At 59.5% G+C, this 17536-nt stretch carries 16 protein-coding genes; 6 read left to right on the top strand and 10 right to left on the bottom strand.

Annotation, left to right across the window (positions count from 1 at the left end; all coding sequences use genetic code 11):
* The first annotated feature begins 166 nt into the window (after positions 1-166).
* From SJY32_RS05985 to gluQRS, 3 genes are all read left to right on the top strand, one after another.
* Positions 167-913, top strand: coding sequence for a hypothetical protein (locus SJY32_RS05985; RefSeq protein ID WP_376872820.1), 747 nt, complete (start codon positions 167-169; stop codon positions 911-913).
* 130 nt (positions 914-1043) lie between these two features.
* Positions 1044-2396, top strand: coding sequence for a methylenetetrahydrofolate--tRNA-(uracil(54)-C(5))-methyltransferase (FADH(2)-oxidizing) TrmFO (gene trmFO / locus SJY32_RS05980; protein WP_376872818.1), 1353 nt, complete (start codon positions 1044-1046; stop codon positions 2394-2396).
* The gene (gene gluQRS / locus SJY32_RS05975) at positions 2375-3223 is read left to right on the top strand and encodes a tRNA glutamyl-Q(34) synthetase GluQRS (RefSeq protein WP_376872816.1); all 849 of its coding nucleotides are present in this window, start codon (positions 2375-2377) and stop codon (positions 3221-3223) included. The genes trmFO and gluQRS overlap by 22 nt, the downstream gene beginning before the upstream one ends.
* Here the strand turns inward: gluQRS and polA are convergent.
* Complete coding sequence (gene polA, locus SJY32_RS05970; protein ID WP_376872814.1) at positions 3220-6081, bottom strand: DNA polymerase I; 2862 nt, start codon at positions 6079-6081, stop codon at positions 3220-3222. The two genes, gluQRS and polA, sit on opposite strands and share 4 nt — an antisense overlap.
* Positions 6082-6221: 140 nt before the next feature.
* On the bottom strand, positions 6222-6407 hold the full coding sequence (locus SJY32_RS05965) for a zinc-finger domain-containing protein (RefSeq protein WP_376872811.1): 186 nt from the start codon (positions 6405-6407) through the stop codon (positions 6222-6224).
* Positions 6408-6485: 78 nt separating this feature from the next.
* On the opposite strand from SJY32_RS05965, the gene SJY32_RS05960 reads away from it, so the two are divergent.
* Positions 6486-7442: an ABC transporter ATP-binding protein gene (locus tag SJY32_RS05960; protein WP_376872808.1), complete on the top strand. Its 957-nt coding sequence runs from the start codon at positions 6486-6488 to the stop codon at positions 7440-7442.
* Positions 7443-7518: 76 nt separating this feature from the next.
* Here SJY32_RS05960 and hisI read toward each other — a convergent pair whose 3' ends face one another.
* Positions 7519-7884 (bottom strand): phosphoribosyl-AMP cyclohydrolase, encoded by a 366-nt coding sequence (gene hisI, locus SJY32_RS05955; protein WP_376872805.1) that lies wholly within the window; start codon positions 7882-7884, stop codon positions 7519-7521.
* 65 nt (positions 7885-7949) lie between these two features.
* On the opposite strand from hisI, the gene SJY32_RS05950 reads away from it, so the two are divergent.
* On the top strand, positions 7950-8387 hold the full coding sequence (locus SJY32_RS05950) for an iron-sulfur cluster assembly scaffold protein (RefSeq protein ID WP_376872802.1): 438 nt from the start codon (positions 7950-7952) through the stop codon (positions 8385-8387).
* 172 nt (positions 8388-8559) lie between these two features.
* Here SJY32_RS05950 and SJY32_RS05945 read toward each other — a convergent pair whose 3' ends face one another.
* The 5 genes from SJY32_RS05945 to SJY32_RS05925 form a co-directional block, all read right to left on the bottom strand.
* Positions 8560-8682 carry a hypothetical protein gene (locus SJY32_RS05945; RefSeq protein ID WP_376872799.1) on the bottom strand — a complete coding sequence of 41 codons (123 nt, stop codon included), beginning with the start codon at positions 8680-8682 and terminating at the stop codon, positions 8560-8562.
* Positions 8683-8808: 126 nt separating this feature from the next.
* Positions 8809-10905, bottom strand: coding sequence for an ATP-dependent DNA helicase RecG (gene recG, locus SJY32_RS05940; protein WP_376872797.1), 2097 nt, complete (start codon positions 10903-10905; stop codon positions 8809-8811).
* A complete protein-coding gene (gene ligA / locus SJY32_RS05935) occupies positions 10902-13037 on the bottom strand; it encodes an NAD-dependent DNA ligase LigA (protein WP_376872794.1) in 2136 nt (711 codons plus the stop codon). The genes recG and ligA overlap by 4 nt, the downstream gene beginning before the upstream one ends.
* A 62-nt stretch (positions 13038-13099) precedes the next feature.
* Positions 13100-13813 carry a response regulator transcription factor CtrA gene (gene ctrA / locus SJY32_RS05930; protein WP_376872792.1) on the bottom strand — a complete coding sequence of 238 codons (714 nt, stop codon included), beginning with the start codon at positions 13811-13813 and terminating at the stop codon, positions 13100-13102.
* 95 nt (positions 13814-13908) lie between these two features.
* Positions 13909-14187 (bottom strand): DUF1153 domain-containing protein, encoded by a 279-nt coding sequence (locus SJY32_RS05925; protein ID WP_376872789.1) that lies wholly within the window; start codon positions 14185-14187, stop codon positions 13909-13911.
* 162 nt (positions 14188-14349) lie between these two features.
* On the opposite strand from SJY32_RS05925, the gene mnmA reads away from it, so the two are divergent.
* Positions 14350-15489 carry a tRNA 2-thiouridine(34) synthase MnmA gene (gene mnmA, locus SJY32_RS05920; RefSeq protein ID WP_376872787.1) on the top strand — a complete coding sequence of 380 codons (1140 nt, stop codon included), beginning with the start codon at positions 14350-14352 and terminating at the stop codon, positions 15487-15489.
* 36 nt (positions 15490-15525) lie between these two features.
* Here mnmA and lpxB read toward each other — a convergent pair whose 3' ends face one another.
* Together lpxB and SJY32_RS05910 are read right to left on the bottom strand one after the other, a co-directional pair.
* Positions 15526-16668, bottom strand: a complete 1143-nt coding sequence (lpxB, locus tag SJY32_RS05915) for a lipid-A-disaccharide synthase (protein WP_376872784.1) — start codon at positions 16666-16668, stop codon at positions 15526-15528.
* The gene (locus SJY32_RS05910; RefSeq protein WP_376872782.1) at positions 16665-17534 is read right to left on the bottom strand and encodes an LpxI family protein; all 870 of its coding nucleotides are present in this window, start codon (positions 17532-17534) and stop codon (positions 16665-16667) included. The genes lpxB and SJY32_RS05910 overlap by 4 nt, the downstream gene beginning before the upstream one ends.
* Positions 17535-17536 lie beyond the last annotated feature (2 nt).

The following is a 17536-nucleotide window of genomic DNA, read 5'->3' as shown; positions in this document are numbered from 1 at the left end:
ATTAGACCGCGAAATTGAAGCAACCCAGTGCGCGCCGCATATTGCATTTTTACGCCACTGCGCGCCCAAAAAACGGGCAATCCCCGAAACAGATTGACCAGACGATCTTGAGGCGGCAGTGCTGAAAGACGGTTCTATCCAAAAACAAAAAACCTTGAGGCTGATCATGAGCACTACCTTGACCCGCGCAGCAATCGCTGGCGCCGTTTTCGTCGCAACAACATCCTTCGCAACAACCACCGCAAGCGCGTTTGAATTCACCGGCGCGCGCGTCGGCGTTGAATACTCCCGTTTCTCGGCGAAAGCAGATGACGGCCTCGGCGGAGACGTCGTCGTTGAGCGCACCTCGCTCGACACCGGCGCAGAGTTTGCGATCACCCCGCGCTTTTCTGCACAGATCGACGTGATGCATCACGAATCCACCTATGACGACTCGCAAGCGCTCGGCCTGCACGGCATTTATATGATGCAAGACGGCGCCGCCTTCGGCGCTTTCGTCCAGCGTGAGGCCGCGCACGGCGAGCATATCGATGGATACGGCGTTGAATACGCGCGCACCATGGGCGCAGTTGACTTTGAGCTGTTCGTCTCGACCTTTGACGGCGGCGTTGATGCGGACGCGACCGCGTTCGGCGGCAGCGGCCGGTATGACTTGGGCAACAAATTCGGTATCGTCTTTGACGCTGCCCGTGTCGACCTCGGCGACGGCGTGAAATTCACCCGCTTGGCTTTGGGCACCGATTACCAAGTTTCCGATACCGCATCGGTCTACTTCTCGGGCGGCACGGCCCGCGTCTCTGCCGAGTCCGCGTCATCGTCGGAAGGCTTCATGGAAATCGGGGCGAAGTTCAATCTGGGCAACGGCACAACCTTCGCCAACCGTAGCCTGATCGACCTGTTCCCGGGCCTGTAATCCCGCGCCATTTGGCACAAACAGCGCACCACCGCCGGACCCTCGGCGGTGGTGTTGTCATTTGCGGCGTTTTCGCCACGCGACACTGCGACCGCTTGCGCGAGCGTCACGCGGGCGCTATCACGCGCTCATGACACAAACATCCCCCCACACACTCCATATCATCGGCGGCGGAATGGCCGGATCGGAAGCCGCTTGGCAGGCCGCGAACCTTGGCATTCCCGTCGTCCTGCACGAAATGCGCCCGCATGTCGGGACCTTCGCGCATCAAACCGGCAATTACGCGGAAATGGTTTGTTCCAATTCCTTCCGGTCGGATGATGACGAACGCAATGCGGTAGGGCTTCTCCATTGGGAGATGGCGGCGGCTGATGGTGTGATCATGGCGACCGCGCGCGAGCATCGCCTGCCCGCAGGCGGCGCATTGGCCGTCGACCGCGAGGCCTTTGCGGAAGCGGTCAGTGCCAAGTTGAAAGCGCATCCGCTCATCTCCTTTGAGCATGGCGAGATCACCGAATTGCCGACCGACGGGCATTGGATCATCGCGACAGGCCCGCTGACCTCAGGCGCTTTGGCGGACTCGATTGCGCAAGAGACCGGCGCGGATAGCCTCGCCTTTTTTGATGCCATCGCGCCAATCGTCTATGCGGAAAGCGTGAATATGGACGTGGCGTGGATGCAATCGCGCTATGACAAGGGCGAGACGCTTGAGGAGCAGACCGCCTATATGAACTGCCCGATGACGAAGGACCAATACGAGGCCTTCATCGACGCTTTGCTCGCGGCGGAAAAGACCGAGTTTCACGAGGGTGAGACCGCAAAATACTTTGACGGTTGCTTGCCGATCGAAGTGATGGCCGAGCGCGGGCGCGAAACGCTGCGCTTTGGCCCGATGAAACCCGTTGGCCTGACCAATGCGCATCAGCCGGACGTAAAACCCTATGCGGTTGTCCAGCTGCGCCGCGATAATGCCTTGGGAACGCTCTATAATATCGTCGGTTTCCAGACCAAAATGAAATACGGTGCGCAAACGGATGTGTTCCGCATGATCCCGGGGCTGCAAGACGCAAGCTTCGCGCGCTTGGGCGGCATACACCGCAACACCTTCCTGAACTCTCCGACGATGCTCGACGATCAGATGCGCCTCAAATCGCGCCCGAATATTCGTTTTGCAGGGCAGATCACCGGCGTTGAGGGCTATGTCGAGAGCGCAGCGATGGGCTTGCTGGCAGGGCGCATGGCGGCGGCGGAAATTTTGGGGCGTGACCTTCCGCCCCCGTCGAACGAAACCGCGATGGGCGCGCTGATCCACCACATCACGGGCGGTGCCGAGGCAAAAACATTCCAACCGATGAACGTCAATTTCGGCCTGTTCCCGCCAATTGACGCCAAGGGAGGTCGGCGCGGACGTAAGGATCGGTATAAAGCCTATACTGATCGCGCAAAAGAGGTGTTCGGCCAATGGCTTGCGGGGCAAAGCTAAAGCGAACACGCTTCGCACCAAGCCCGACAGGGCCGCTGCATCTAGGCCATGCCTATGCGGCCCTGATCGCGCAAAACCGTGCGGACAAAGGCGAGTTTATCGTTCGGATTGAGGACCTTGACCAATCACGTGCGCGCCCTGAATGGGAAGCGCAGATTTTCGACGATCTCGCTTGGCTTGGCCTGACGTGGCAAGAACCGGTGATGCGCCAGTCTCAGCGTACCGAGGCCTATCAGGCCGCGCTCAAGACGCTCGCAGATCAGGGGCTGACCTACCAATGCGCCTGCACGCGCGCCGATATCCGCGCGGCTTTGAGCGCCCCGCAAGAAGGCGCGCCGATCCTCGGACCGGACGGGTTGGTCTATCCCGGAACCTGCCGTGACAAACATCTGCGGGACGCGCCAACCATCCGTCTCAATCTGCGCGCGGCGCTGGCGACCTGTGCCGCCTCGCCACAGTTTACCGAGACGGGGCTGCGCGCAGGCCCCCATCAAGCAGATCAAGATTGGCTGCTAACCCATTGTGGTGACGTCATTCTATCGCGCAAAGACATGGGGGCCGCCTATCATCTCGCGGTGGTGGTCGATGATGCTGCGCAAGGCATCACGGAGGTCACACGCGGTGATGATCTGTTTGAGGCGACCTTCATCCATGTGCTGCTGCAATCGCTGCTGGGCTTGCATACCCCGACCTATCACCACCATGCGCTGATCCGCGATCCGCAAGGCAAACGCCTTGCAAAACGCGATGATGCGCGGGCAATCCGGTCTTACCGCGAGGCGGGCTTGACCCCCGCCGAGGTCAAGGCCCTTATCCCGACGCCTTAATGGGCCTCGGCCCAGCTTGCGCCTTGCCCCGCGTCGACATCAATCGGCACGGTCAGGTGCACCGCAGGCTCCGCCGCGCCTTCCATCACGCCGCGTGCAACCTCGATGAGCTTGTCGACAGAGCTTTCTTCAACCTCGAAAATCAATTCATCATGCACCTGAAGCAACATCGTTGCGGGCAGATCCTTGATTGCCTCGGGCATCCGGATCATTGCGCGGCGGATGATATCGGCAGCAGCACCCTGAATCGGCGCGTTGATCGCGGCGCGCTTGGCAAATCCCGCACCTGGCCCCTTCGCGTTGATCTCCGGCGTATTGATTTTGCGACCAAACAGGGTTTGCACGTAACCATGATCTTTCGCGAATTGGGTCGTCGCGTCCATATAGGCTTTGATTCCGGGGAAGCGCTCGAAGTAGCGATCAATAAAGCCCTGCGCCTCGGCCCGCGGGATGCGCAAGTTTCGGGCAAGACCAAAACCGGAAATTCCGTAGATGACGCCGAAGTTAATGGCTTTTGCCTGACGGCGGATCATCGGATCCATCCCCTCAAGCGGGACATTGAACATTTCGGACGCTGTCATCGCGTGAATATCCACGCCATCTTTAAATGCTTGTTTTAGCGCCGGAATATCGGCCACATGCGCGAGGATGCGCAGCTCGATTTGCGAATAGTCAAGCGAGACGATCTTCATACCTGGCCCTGCGACGAACGCTTCGCGGATCCGTCTGCCTTCCTCCGATCGCACGGGAATATTTTGCAGGTTGGGATCAGTCGACGCCAAACGCCCCGTATTCGCGCCCGCAATGGAATAGGAGGTGTGAACACGTCCCGTCTCGGGGTTCACATGAGTTTGCAGCGCGTCCGTATAGGTCGATTTCAGCTTCGCGATCTGCCGCCAATCGAGGACACGGCCCGCCAATTCGGCCGCTTTAGGGTGATCTTCCGCCATCAACGTGATGTCTTCCAAAACATCCGCCCCCGTGGAATACGCGCCCGTTTTTCCCTTTGTCCCCCCCGGCACGCCGAGCACATCATAGAAGATCTCGCCCAGTTGTTTGGGCGAGCCGACATTGAACGGCTGCCCCGCCAACTCTTGAATCTCGGCCTCTAGCCCCGCCATTTTTTGCGCAAAAGCATTGGACATCCGCGACAGCACCTGCGCATCCACGCGCACACCTGCCATCTCCATATCCGCCAAAACAGGCACGAGCGGCCGCTCCAACGTCTCATAAACCGTGGTGACGCGCGCGGCGCAGAGCTGTGGCTTGAACAATTGCCACAGGCGCAACGTCACATCAGCATCCTCGGCGGCGTATTTCGTGGCGGTGTCGATGGCGACTTTGTCGAAGGTGACCTGCGACTTGCCAGAGCCAATCAATTCCTTAATCGGAATTGGGGTGTGGTTGAGATAGCGCTCCGACAGCGCGTCCATCCCGTGGTTATGAAGGCCCGCATGCATCGCGTAGCTGAGCAGCATCGTGTCATCAATCGGCGCGGTGCGGATACCGCGGCGCGCAAAAATCTTGTAGTCATACTTCATATTCTGGCCGATCTTCACAATCGAAGGGTCTTCCAGAACCGGTTTGAGAAGCGCCAGCGCCTCCTCCATATCCATCTGACCCTCGGCCCGCGCCGTGCCGCCAAAGAGATCATCGCCCCCCGTGGAATGGCCGAGCGGGATATACGCCGCCTCGCCCGCCTCAATGCACAGCGACACACCAACCAGATCCGCCTGCATCTCGTCGAGCGATGTGGTCTCGGTATCGACCGTAACCCACCCTCGCGCACGCGCCTTACCCAGCCAAGTCTCCAGCGTCGTCGCATCGCGAATGCAGACATATTTTTCCGCGTCGAACGGCACATTCACCGCCGCGACCGCCTGATGCGCGGGCGTGGGGGCTGCGCCAGCGCCCCAAGCCTGTGCGGCCTTGCCATCGGTATCAACGCCGATCTGCGGAACCGGCATGCCGAAGCGCTCCGCCGCGCGTTTGGCGAGTGTACGGAACTCCATCTCGCCCAAAAACTTGAGCAATGGCTCCGCTTCCGGCTCCCGCACTTCTAGCGCCTCGATCGGCATGTCGAGCGGCGTGTTTTCATCAAGCTGCACAAGGCGCTTTGACATACGGATCTGATCCGCAAAATTGATGAGGGTCTCGCGGCGTTTGGGCTGTTTGATTTCGGCAGCGCGTTCCAAAAGCGTTTCCAGATCGCCGTATTCGTTGATCAGCAGAGCCGCCGTTTTGATCCCGATGCCTGGCGCACCCGGTACGTTATCGACGGAGTCCCCCGCGAGGGCCTGCACATCGACGACGCGGTTCGGCCCGACGCCGAATTTCTCCTCAACCTCCTCAACACCGATCCGCTTGTTCTTCATCGCATCGAGCATCTCAACGCCGCCGCCGACAAGCTGCATCAAATCCTTATCCGACGAGATGATCGTGCACCGCCCGCCCGCTTCCCGCGCGACGCGCGCGTAGGCGGCGATGATATCATCGGCCTCGAACCCTTCAGTCTCGATGCAGGCGATATTGAAGGCACGCGTGGCTTCGCGCGTCAGGGGGAATTGAGGGCGCAAATCCTCGGGCAATTCCGGACGGTTGGCCTTGTATTCGGAAAAGATTTCGTTGCGGAACGTCTTGGAGCTATGGTCGAAAATCACGGCCGCATGGGTCGGCGCATCATCGCCTTTGGCTTCCTCGACATAGCGATAAATCATATTGGCAAAGCCCGCGACCGCGCCAATCGGCAGCCCGTCGGATTTGCGCGTCAGCGGCGGCAGGGCATGGTAAGCGCGGAAGATAAACGCCGAACCATCGATCAGATGCAGGTGGCATCCCTTCCCAAAAGCTTCCGTCATCTCGCGCACTCCCGTTCAAATTCGTTGGACGGGTTGTGCCATGTTCCACGCCGCGCTTCCAGTCTTTCAGCGTAAAGAAAAGGGCGGCTAGAAAGCCGCCCGTTCACCGATTGTGCCTTGAAAGCGCGTGACTGCGCCGATCAGTGATCGTCATGCGCATGGGCGCGATCAATCACGAATTTCTTGTCGCAATAGCCGCACTCGACCTCGCCCGTTTCTTTCGATAGCGACAGCCAGACGCGCGGGTGGCCCAACGCCCCCTCGCCGCCATCACAGGCAACTTTCCAGCTGGTGACAACTTGGGTCTCGGGTGCGGTGGCGGTCATGGCTGGCTCCGTATATGGTGCGCGCGAATGCGGGCGCTCGTTTGGGCGTATGATAGCGAAAGCGTGAGGCGGGGCAAGATGGAACGGCAAGCAATCGAGATCAAAGGTTTGACAAAAACCTATGCGGCGACGGCGAAGACGCAGGCAAAACGCGCGCTAAAGGGCGTCGATTTGACGATTCCGGCAGGATCTATCTTTGGCTTGCTCGGTCCCAATGGCGCGGGAAAATCAACGATGATCAATATTCTCGCGGGTCTGGTGAAGAAGACAACCGGCGAGGTGACGATTTGGGGCTTCAATCAGGACGCAAATCCCCGTCAAGCGCGCGCCGCCATTGGCGTGATGCCGCAAGAACTGAATATGGATCCGTTCTTCACGCCGCGCGCCGCCTTGGAAACCCAAGCGGGGCTTTACGGGGTGCCCGCGGATGAGCGTTGGACCGACGAGATTCTCGCCCTTGTCGGCCTTACCGAGCAGGCGGATTCCTACGCGCGCAACCTTTCGGGCGGCATGAAACGGCGCCTTTTGCTGGCGAAAGCGCTTGTTCACCGCCCCGCGGTTCTGGTGCTGGATGAGCCGACGGCGGGCGTCGATATCGAGCTGCGCAACATGCTTTGGGCGAATGTGCGCAAGCTCAACGAGCAAGGCATGACGATCATTTTGACAACGCATTATCTGGAGGAGGCCGAGGAGATGTGCGACGAGATCGCGATCATCAACCACGGCGAATTGATCGTCCGCGATACGACCGCGAAACTGCTCGGCAGGATGGACGGGAAATCGCTTGTCGTCGAACCCGCCACACCGATGACGCCGAACCGATCCGCCGAACTTGCCCAGACATTGGCCCTGCCCGAGGGGGTGAGCATGGATCACCGCCCCGATGGCCGGCTCGCGTTCACCTATCACCGCACGAAAACCTCCGCCGATACGGTATTGGACGCGATTCGCGCAGCAGGGATCGAAATCAAGGATATCGCATCCGAACAACCCGGGCTCGAGGATGTGTTTGTCGCTTTGACCCGCAAAGCCTGAATCGGCATCAAGCTGCGCCGATACGCCGCGCAGCTTGACGGGATGTCTCATAACAGGGCTTGGAACCCTGCCTTACTCAATCGACCATCGGCGTCATGATTTCCACTTCTACCCCGTCCCGAACGGCGGTGTAGAAACAGCTTTTGCGGTTCGTATGGCATGCGGGGCCGGTTTGCTCCACCACAAGCAACAAACAATCGCGGTCGCAGTCGACACGCAACTCGATCAGCTTTTGCATATGGCCCGAGCTTTCCCCCTTCGCCCAGAAACTCTGCCGTGAACGCGACCAATAGGTGACATGTCCGCTGGCGAGACTGCGCTCAATGGATTGCGCGTTCATCCATGCCATCATCAGCACCTCCCCCGTTTCATGATCCTGCGCGATTGCGGGGATCAACCCGTTGGAATCGAATTTCAGCGCCTTTGGATCAAACTCAGTCATGCTCGCGGACCTTTTCATAAGCGGGAATGAAGGCTACATAACGCCAAACAAGATGCGAGGAAACCATGAGCGATCCCGATCTGATCAAACTCTATACCGAACGTCTTTTGGCGCTGGCCGCCGATATTCCCCTGACAGATCCGATCGATGCGCCGCAAGCTATTGCCAGCAAGCGCGCGCCGATGTGCGGATCGGAAGTTACGGTCGCGCTTGACCTTCAAGACGGGCGCGTCTCGCGCTTTTCGCAAGATGTGCGGGCCTGCGCCTTAGGACAGGCGGCGGCGTCGGTTTTGGGCGGTCTGGTGATCGGCAAGACACCCGACCAATTGCAACGCGCGCGATCGGAGCTGGCCGCGATGCTCAAAGGCGGTGAGGCGCCCAACGCGCCCTTTGAGGGCTTTGCCGTCTTGCTCGCGGCGCGCGATTACGCCAACCGTCACGCGTCGATTTTGCTCGCGCTCGACGCGACATTGGCCGCCAGTGACGCCGCCCAAACACAGTAGCAGCAGCGCCGCGCCCTCCGCCTCATCCGACCGACAAACAAGAAAAAGCCGCCATCCGAAGATGGCGGCGAGTAACGCTTTTGGCGAGCCGGAGGCTCAGGACAGGCAGTCGCTGCAGGGGTAAGCAGCATCAAAAGCGCGAAGCAGTCTCGGGTGGCCCGAAGGCCGAATGTCAAAAGAACAATGGAAGATTAAGGCCGATCACCAGCATCACAATCAAAGAGCTCGCGCCCAGCACATCTTGCACGATCGTGGCTGCATTCTCATTCAGGGTCGTTTTGATTTGGTCGATCATTCTACGGCTCCTTATTGGATCTGAAGTCATTCCTGTTGCCCCTTTGTTCTCACAAAGTTAACAATCAGTAAAGAACTAAATGAGAACAAATGCGAACAAACGGGGCAAAACGACCCTGAGCAGCCCTTAACCTACTGAGATTAAACGAATGGCGCGGTCTTGTTCCATTAGCCATAATAGAACACGCGCCGCCTTACCGCGCGGCGATATCAAGGTCGGGTCCTGCGCGAGCAACGTCCTCGCATCGGATTGCGCGATCGCCATCAGCCCTGCCTGACGTTCCACATCGGCGATTCTGAACCGGGGAAGCCCTGATTGCGCCGTCCCGATCACATCCCCGGCGCCGCGAATGGCCAGATCCTCTTCCGCGATCTTAAACCCGTCTTCGGTCTGTCGCAGGATCTGCAAGCGCCGCTCGCCGCTCTCGGTCAAGGGCGCGCCGTACATCAGCAAGCACGTAGACTCCGCCGCCCCCCGCCCGACCCGACCGCGCAGCTGATGCAATTGCGCAAGCCCGAATGTCTCGGCGCGCTCGATCACCATGATCGAGGCGTTGGGAACATTCACACCGACCTCAATGACCGTCGTCGCCACAAGAACCTTCGTGCGACCCGCGGCAAAATCCGCCATCGCGGCGTCTTTTTCCGCTGGCGGAAGCTGCCCGTGAACCAGCCCCACAACCCCTTCGCCCAATGCGGCCCGCAAGGTCCGAAAACGCGCCTCCGCCGAGGTCAGGTCAGACACCTCGCTCTCCTCGACCAAGGGACAAACCCAATAGGCCTGGCGCCCCTCGGCAATCGCCCGTTTGAGATGCGCGACAACCTCATCGCGGCGCTCAATGGCAATCAGGGCGGTCTTCACCGGCGTGCGACCCGGCGGCTTCTCGTCAATAATCGAGATATCCATATCGCCGTATTGCGCAAGGCTGAGCGACCGCGGGATCGGAGTTGCCGTCATCACCAGGACATCAACCGCCGTTCCCTTCGCCCCAAGCTCCATGCGCTGCGCAACACCAAACCGGTGCTGCTCATCAATGATCGACAGTCGAAGATCATGGAAATGAACGTCTTTTTGGAAAACAGCATGTGTGCCGACCAAAATATGGATCGCACCAGAGGCCAGATCGTTCAACTTTTGCGCGCGCTCACTGCTGCGATCGCGCCCCGTCAGAACCTCAACGCGCACCCCCGCCGAAGCCGCAAGAGGCGCAAGGCTTTCCATATGTTGGCGCGCCAGAATTTCGGTGGGGGCCATCATCACGCCCTGCCCGCCCGCCTCCACCGCAATCAATAAAGCCATAAAGGCGACAAGCGTTTTGCCTGCCCCCACATCGCCTTGCAGCAAGCGGTTCATCCGACGCTCGGCCGCCATATCGCCCGCGATTTCCGATATCGCGCGGGTCTGCGCATTGGTGGGTCGATACGGCAGAGACGCGAGCACCGTCTTGCTTAGGCGCCCATCCCCCACCGTGGCGAGGCCGCGCGCGCGCCGGACCTGCGCCCGAGCAAGCGCAAGTGTCAACTGATGCGCAAAGAATTCGTCATAGGCGAGCCGCGCGCGCGCTGGCGCCGTCGGCGCGAGATCTTGCGGCCCCTCGGGATGATGCGCTTGCTCCAGCGCGCTGCGCCAGTCCGGCCAGCCCTCGCGAACCAAAAGTGCCCCGTCCGCCCATTCTTCCAAGGGCTCGGCCCGCGAAATTGCGGCCTTCGCCGCCTTCGCAATCACGCGCTGCGAGAGCCCCGCGGTAAGGGGATAGACCGGCTCGAACCGCGGCAGATCGCCCGCGTCTTCCGGCTTCAAAATATAATCGGGGTGGACCATTTGCGCCGTGTTATCAAAGCGTTCCAACTTACCCGAAATCACCCTGCGCTCTCCGACAGGGAGTTGCTTTTCTAACCAATCGCCGCGTGCGTGGAAAAATACGAGGGAGAATTCCCCCTCCGTATCCGCGACCAAAACCCGCGCGGGCGCGCCGCGTTTACGCGCGGGGTAATGGGCGACAATCTCGACCTCCACCGTCACGATCACGGGCGCAACAACCTCCGAAATTGATGCCACCGGACGCCGATCCACCACGCTATGGGGCAATGTGAGGATCAAATCGCGCGGGCGTTCGACCCCCAACTGCGCGAGAAGCTGCGCAGTTTTCGCGCCGACCCCCGCCAGAGAGTTGACCTGCGCAAAAAGCGGAAACAGAACCTGCGGACGCCCAGAGGAAGTCATGCGCCCTCAACCAAGGCAAGCCAAGCGTCCTCGTCGATCACCTTCACGCCCAAATCGGCCGCTTTCGTCGCCTTTGATCCAGCCCCCGGCCCCGCGATCAAAATGTCTGTTTTAGCCGACACCGATCCCGCAACCTTTGCGCCCAATGCCTCTGCGCGCGACTTCGCCTCCGCGCGTGTCATCTTCTCCAGCGTGCCGGTAAAGACCACCGTCAGCCCCTCAACCGGACTTCCCGTTGGCATGCGGCGTTTCGCATCCTGAACGTTAAGCTCTGCGATCAAACGATCAATCGACGCACGCTCATTTTCCTGATGGAACGCCGTGATGACCGAGGTCGCCAGAACCGCGCCAATCCCGTCAACCGCGAGAAGATCCTCCCACCCCGCGCCCTCACCCAGCCGCGCATGGGTCATGGCACTCTCGAACGCCGACCAGCTCCCGTAGTGATTGGCCAAAAGCGCGGCGCTTGCCTCCCCAACATGGCGCAGCCCGAGCGCAAATATCACCCGCGCGAGCGAGATATTGCGACGCTCATCAATCGCCTTGAACAGGTTCTCAGCCGATTTCGGCCCCCAACCCTCCCGATTTTTCAGTTGTTGCAGGCCCGCGCCGTAGCGCGCGCGCAATGTGAAAATATCAGCAGGCTCTCGGATCCAGCCATCTTTATAGAATGTCTCAACTTGCTTTGCGCCCAAGCCCTCAATATCGAACGCCCCGCGCGAGACAAAATGCTTCAGCTTTTCAACTGCTTGAGCGGGGCAAATCAAACCGCCCGAACACCTGCGCACCGCATCCCCCTCCTCACGGATCGCATCCGATCCGCATTCGGGGCAGGTTTGCGGGAACCGGAAGGCAGCGCTGTCATCGCCGCGTTTTGTCGGATCCACATCCTTGATTTTCGGGATTACATCCCCGGCGCGGTAGACCTGAACCCAATCACCCTCACGGATGTCTCGACCCTCGCGGATCTGCTCGCCCTTCGAATCGCGCCCCGCGATATAATCCTCATTGTGGAGCGTGGCGTTCGACACCACGACCCCGCCGACCGTCACCGGCGTGAGCCGTGCGACAGGGCTCAACGCGCCGGTGCGGCCAACCTGAATTTCGATTTTCTCCAAACGTGTCCACGCCAATTCGGCCGGAAACTTATGCGCAATCGCCCATCTGGGCGTTGTGGAACGGAACCCGAGACGTTTTTGCAGCGCAAGATCATTGACCTTATAAACCACGCCATCGATGTCATATCCAAGCTTTGCACGCTGCTGCTCGATATCATGGTAATGCGATATAAGCTGTTGTGGGGTCTCGCAAAGCTTCGTGAGAGGATTGGTCGAGAAACCAAATTCACGCAAACGTTCGATGGCCAAAAACTGCGTCTGCGCCAAAGGTGTCGAAAGCGCGCCCCAAGCATAAGCAAAGAACTTGAGCGGACGCGCAGCGGTGACGCCCGCGTCCAATTGGCGCAAAGATCCCGCCGCAGCATTTCTTGGATTTGCGAAGGGCTTTTCGTTTTTCTCGACTTGCCGAAGATTGAGCGCCGCGAAATCGGCGTGGCTCATATATACCTCGCCGCGCACTTCCAGCACCTCTGGCGCGCCCGAAATTTCCCACGGGATATCTGCGATCGTGCGCGCATTCTCCGTGACATTCTCGCCCGTCTCACCGTCGCCGCGCGTCGCGGCATGGATCAACCGGCCATTTTCATACCGCAAGCTCAGCGACAAGCCGTCAATCTTGGGCTCTGCCGTAAAGGCGATCACATCAGAAGGCACGCCCAGATATGAGCGCACTCGTTCATCAAAATCTGTAACGTCCTCGTCCGAAAACGCATTGCCGAGGCTCAGCATTCTGATCTCGTGGGTGATCTTGCCAAAGCCCTCGCCAAGCGGCGCGCCGACCTGTTGGCTCGGGCTGTCGGGCGTTTTCAGCTCCGGAAATTCCGCTTCCAATGCAAGCAAACGCTGTTTGAGACGATCGTACTGCGCATCCGTGATTTCGGGCGCATCATCCGTGTGATAGGCACGATTGGCGGTCGCGATCTGTGCTGACAGCGCACTGATCTCGCTCCGCGCGGTTTCAACGGCGCTTTGACGGTCATGCGTCGGAATGGATTCGTCTTTCTGGCTCGTCATAATGCCTCCCGGTCTCGCGCCTCGCCAAACAGATAGGCGCGAGAAGCCGTGAGGTCCAGAGACTAGGCCCCGATCGCGATGCGGCGGCCCATCTGGCCCGCATCCGGATCGCGCAGGACGTAACCACGCCCCCAAACCGTCTCGATATAATTATCGCCGTCGGTAACTTCCGAAAGTTTCTTGCGCAGCTTGCAAATAAACACGTCGATAATTTTCAACTCGGGCTCGTCCATACCGCCGTAAAGATGATTTAAAAACATCTCCTTGGTCAAGGTGGTGCCTTTACGTAACGAGAGAAGCTCCAGCATCTGATATTCTTTGCCCGTCAGATGGACCGTTTTACCCCCCGCCTCAACGGTCTTGGCATCGAGATTTACCGAGATTTTGCCCGTGTTGATAATCGACTGCGCATGGCCTTTCGACCGGCGAATAATCGCATGAATCCGCGCCACCAATTCTTCGCGGTGGAAGGGCTTCGTCATGTAATCATCGGCTCCGAATCCGAAGCCCTTCACTTTGTTCTCAGTGTCATCCGCGCCCGTCAAAATCAGGATTGGTGTTTCAATCCGCGCAAGGCGCAATTGCCGAAGAACCTCGTGCCCGTTCATATCTGGAAGGTTGAGATCCAGCAAAATGAGATCGTAATCATAGAGCTTGGCGAGGTCGATTCCTTCCTCGCCAAGATCTGTGCAATAGACATTCAAATTCGCATGGCTCAGCATCAATTCGATGCTACGCGACGTTGTGGGGTCGTCTTCGACCAATAAAATCCGCATCGGCAGTTCTCCGCATTAATCCCTCGATCACAAATAACTTTGATCGTAATTGGTTAACTACAGATTACCTTCGCGAGATTTATTAAGATTACAACCTAAAGTTGTCGATATTTCTGAATTGCCGTCACTTTCAACCCACTCTCACCGTGTTTGGTGATCGCCTCCATCCAGATCTCGAATTCTTCCTCAGAGAGGCCATACCGCTCCAACACCTCCGACAAAGGCATCAACCCGTAGGCAACCGCACGCACAATCAAGGCCTTACGGCTCGCCACCCATCGCCGCGTGGTTACCGGCGGCAGGTTCGCCCGTGTGAGAACCGTCCCATCAGGAAGCGTCACGGATCGCGGCCCGTCAACTTTTTTCAGATACATTTCAACTCACCCCTTCTCAAGTCACCGCTCCAAAATGACGAAGATGCCTTAACGTGCGGTGAAACTTGCTGCGCGATGCGGGGTTGAGATACAGAGCATTTTCCCTATATTCCGAAGGCTGCGCACCCGTGCGCCCCTCCTCAGTTCGAAGACAGGCCCCCAATGACCCTCCCTACCAACCTTAATTCCTTGGGGTTCGCCAAGCCTCCCTCGGAAACCCGCGTTGTCGTTGCGATGTCAGGCGGGGTCGATAGCTCTGTCGTCGCCGCAATGCTGAAGGACGAGGGCTATGATGTCGTGGGCGTCACATTGCAACTCTACGATCACGGCGCGGCTCTGGCGAAAAAGGGCGCGTGCTGCGCGGGGCAGGATATTCATGATGCGCGGCGCGTGGCAGAATTGATGGGCTTTCCCCATTACGTGCTCGATTATGAAAACACATTCCGCGAGGCCGTGATTGACGAATTCGCGGATGCCTACCTTGCGGGGGCGACGCCCGTTCCCTGCATTCGGTGTAACGAGCGGGTGAAGTTCAAGGATCTGCTCGAAACCGCCAAGGATTTGGATGCCGATTGTATGGCAACGGGCCATTATATCCAGCGCATGCAAGGCCCTGCCAAGGCCGAGCTTCATGCCGCAGCCGATGGCAATCGCGATCAAAGCTATTTCCTGTTCTCGACCAAGCAAGACCAGCTTGATTTCTTGCGGTTCCCGCTGGGGCATCTTCCCTCCAAGGCCGAGACGCGCGCATTGGCTGCGAAATATGGGCTGGCGGTGGCGGATAAGCCCGACAGTCAGGACATTTGCTTTGTCCCCAATGGGAATTATGCCGCCGTCATTGAGAAGCTCCGTCCCGGTGCGGCCGATCCGGGCGAAATCGTGGATATGGAGGGCACTGTTTTGGGCGCGCATCGCGGGGTGATTCACTACACGATCGGCCAGCGGCGCGGCTTGGGGATCGGCGGACTGGGCGATCCTCTCTATGTGGTCAAACTCGACCCCGATGCAAAACGGGTGATTGTGGGCCCGAAGGAGGCGCTTTCGACCCGCACCATTCCCTTGCGCGAAATCAACTGGCTTGGCGATGCGCCGCTCACCAGCCAGCCGGAATGGCATGTGACGGTCCGCGTCCGCTCGACCCGCCCGCCGCGCCCCGCGATCATCCGTCCGATCTCGGAAACAGAGGCCGAGGTCGAACTATTGACGCCGGAAGAAGGCGTCTCGCCCGGTCAGGCATGCGTGTTCTACGACCCTGACAGCACACGCATTTTCGGCGGCGGATGGATCTGGAAAGGCAAATAAGGGCGCACTGCGCGCGCGGCACCGAAGACGGGTGATTTACAGATGCGCGAGCACTGACCGCGCGGCCCGCAAACCGGGCGCTTCGCCGCCCTCGCCCAACCGCTCCATCGTCGTCTCCATCGCGGCAAATTGCGCGGCACGGATTGCGGGATCTTCCAAAAGGGCCAAGAGCGCTTTTGATATCGCGGACGGTTGGCAACCCGTCCCGATATATTCTGGGATGGCCCTTGTTTCCGATACCAAGTTGACCAATGTCACCGTATCGATTTTGAGCATTTGCGCGATGATCATCCGCGATATCGGCGCCATATCATAGGCAATCACCATCGGCGTCCGATTCGCGGCGAGTTCCAGAGAGACTGTCCCCGATGCGGCCAAGGCGATATCGGCGGCCTTGAAAGCAGCAGCCTTATCGGCGGCCTCTTCAACGACAATTGGCGCGACCGGCCAGCGCGCCGTCATCGCGCGCACCATTGGCGCGACGCCGCGCACCGTGGGCACCACCACGCGCAAACCCGGCTCGCGGTCGCGCAGTTGCATCAACGCTTCGTCAAACCGCCCCGCCAAACGCTTAACCTCGCCCTTGCGTGACCCCGGAAGGCAGAGTGCTAGCGGTTGATCGGGCGCGATCATATGCGTTTCGCGGAAAGCCGCGGCCTCGGCCTCCGTCGCGCGGTGCTCGGCCACCACGGGGTGGCCAACGAAATCGCATGTCATCCCTGCCGCCTCCATATAGGGCGGCTCAAATGGCAAAAGTGCGAGAACATGATCGATGTGACGCGCCATTTTCTCGGCACGCTTGGGGCGCCACGCCCATACGGAGGGCGCAACATAATGGATCGTCCGCAGCGCCGGCCGGGTCGCCCGCGCCAGTCCCGAAACACGCAAACAAAAATCAGGGCTATCGATGGTAATCAAAGCCGCCGGCTGCACCCGCGCGATCGTCTCCGCCGTCTCGCGGATGCGCGCCTTGAGCGCACGGTATCTGGGGAGAACCTCCCACAAACCCATGATCGAAAGTTCTTCCATCGGGAACAGGCTCTCAAGCCCCTGCGCCTCCATCAGGGGGCCGCCAATTCCGATAAATTCAACCTCAGGAGAAAGCGTCTTGAGCCCAGCCATCAGCGCCGCACCGAGCTTGTCGCCCGAAGGTTCGCCCGCGATGACAAAAAGCTTCATCGCGCATCCCCCGTCGCGGCCGCGGATGTGGCGAGACTATCATCGGCGTTCTCATCGCGTGCCCATAGGAACAAGCCGGCGTCTTGCGCCGCTTTCACAACGCCCTCACGATCCAGCAGCATCACACCGCCAGCTTGCCACGCAATCCCCGCCAGCCCAGCCTCGGCCGCATTGACAACCGTCTGCGGACCAATGGCAGGCAAATCGATCCGGTGATCCTGATCAGGTTTAGGCGCTTTGAAAAAAACGCCCTTGGCGCCCTGTTTCATTCCCGAATGCACCGCCGAAAACGCAAGCATCGCATCCGTTCCGGGTAAGGATTCCGTCGCCAGACATAACCCTCCCGCAACAACCGCCCCTTGCCCGACATCCGCCGCGCCGAGCGCCTGCACAATCTGCGCCGCGCGTTTTACATCGGCCGCATCAACGGGCGAGACCGTGCCACAAAGAACGCCAGCCTCGGGCACGAGATCGGGCGCGATCTCATGCGCGCCCATAACCTCCAGATCCCATTCCTCGAAAATGGCAATCACCGCGCGCAAGGTTGCATCATCCCCCGCCTGCATCGCGCCCAAAAGACGCGGCACCAAGCCCGCCGTCGCCCGATCAAACAGCGCCGGATCAAGCGTTGGGCGCTGCATCGCGCCCGCAAAAACAACACGTGTGACGCCCCTGTCCACAAGGCTATCGAGAAACGGCACGAGCCGCTCAACGCGGAAGGTTTCAACCGCCCCCCCCGCACAAGGCACACCCTCCAGCGCCACGTCAAAGCCCTCAACGCCGCAAACGAAAGCATCGCCCGCAAGCGCCTCAAGCACCAGACGCGGCAAAGCGCCCGTGCCAGCAATAATCGCGATATCGGGCATAT

This window comes from Albirhodobacter sp. R86504 (assembly GCF_042466415.1).
In the GTDB taxonomy this organism is placed as follows: domain Bacteria; phylum Pseudomonadota; class Alphaproteobacteria; order Rhodobacterales; family Rhodobacteraceae; genus Albirhodobacter.
Note: the sequence above shows the minus strand (reverse complement) of the source record. Positions and strands in the feature narration are given on the sequence as shown.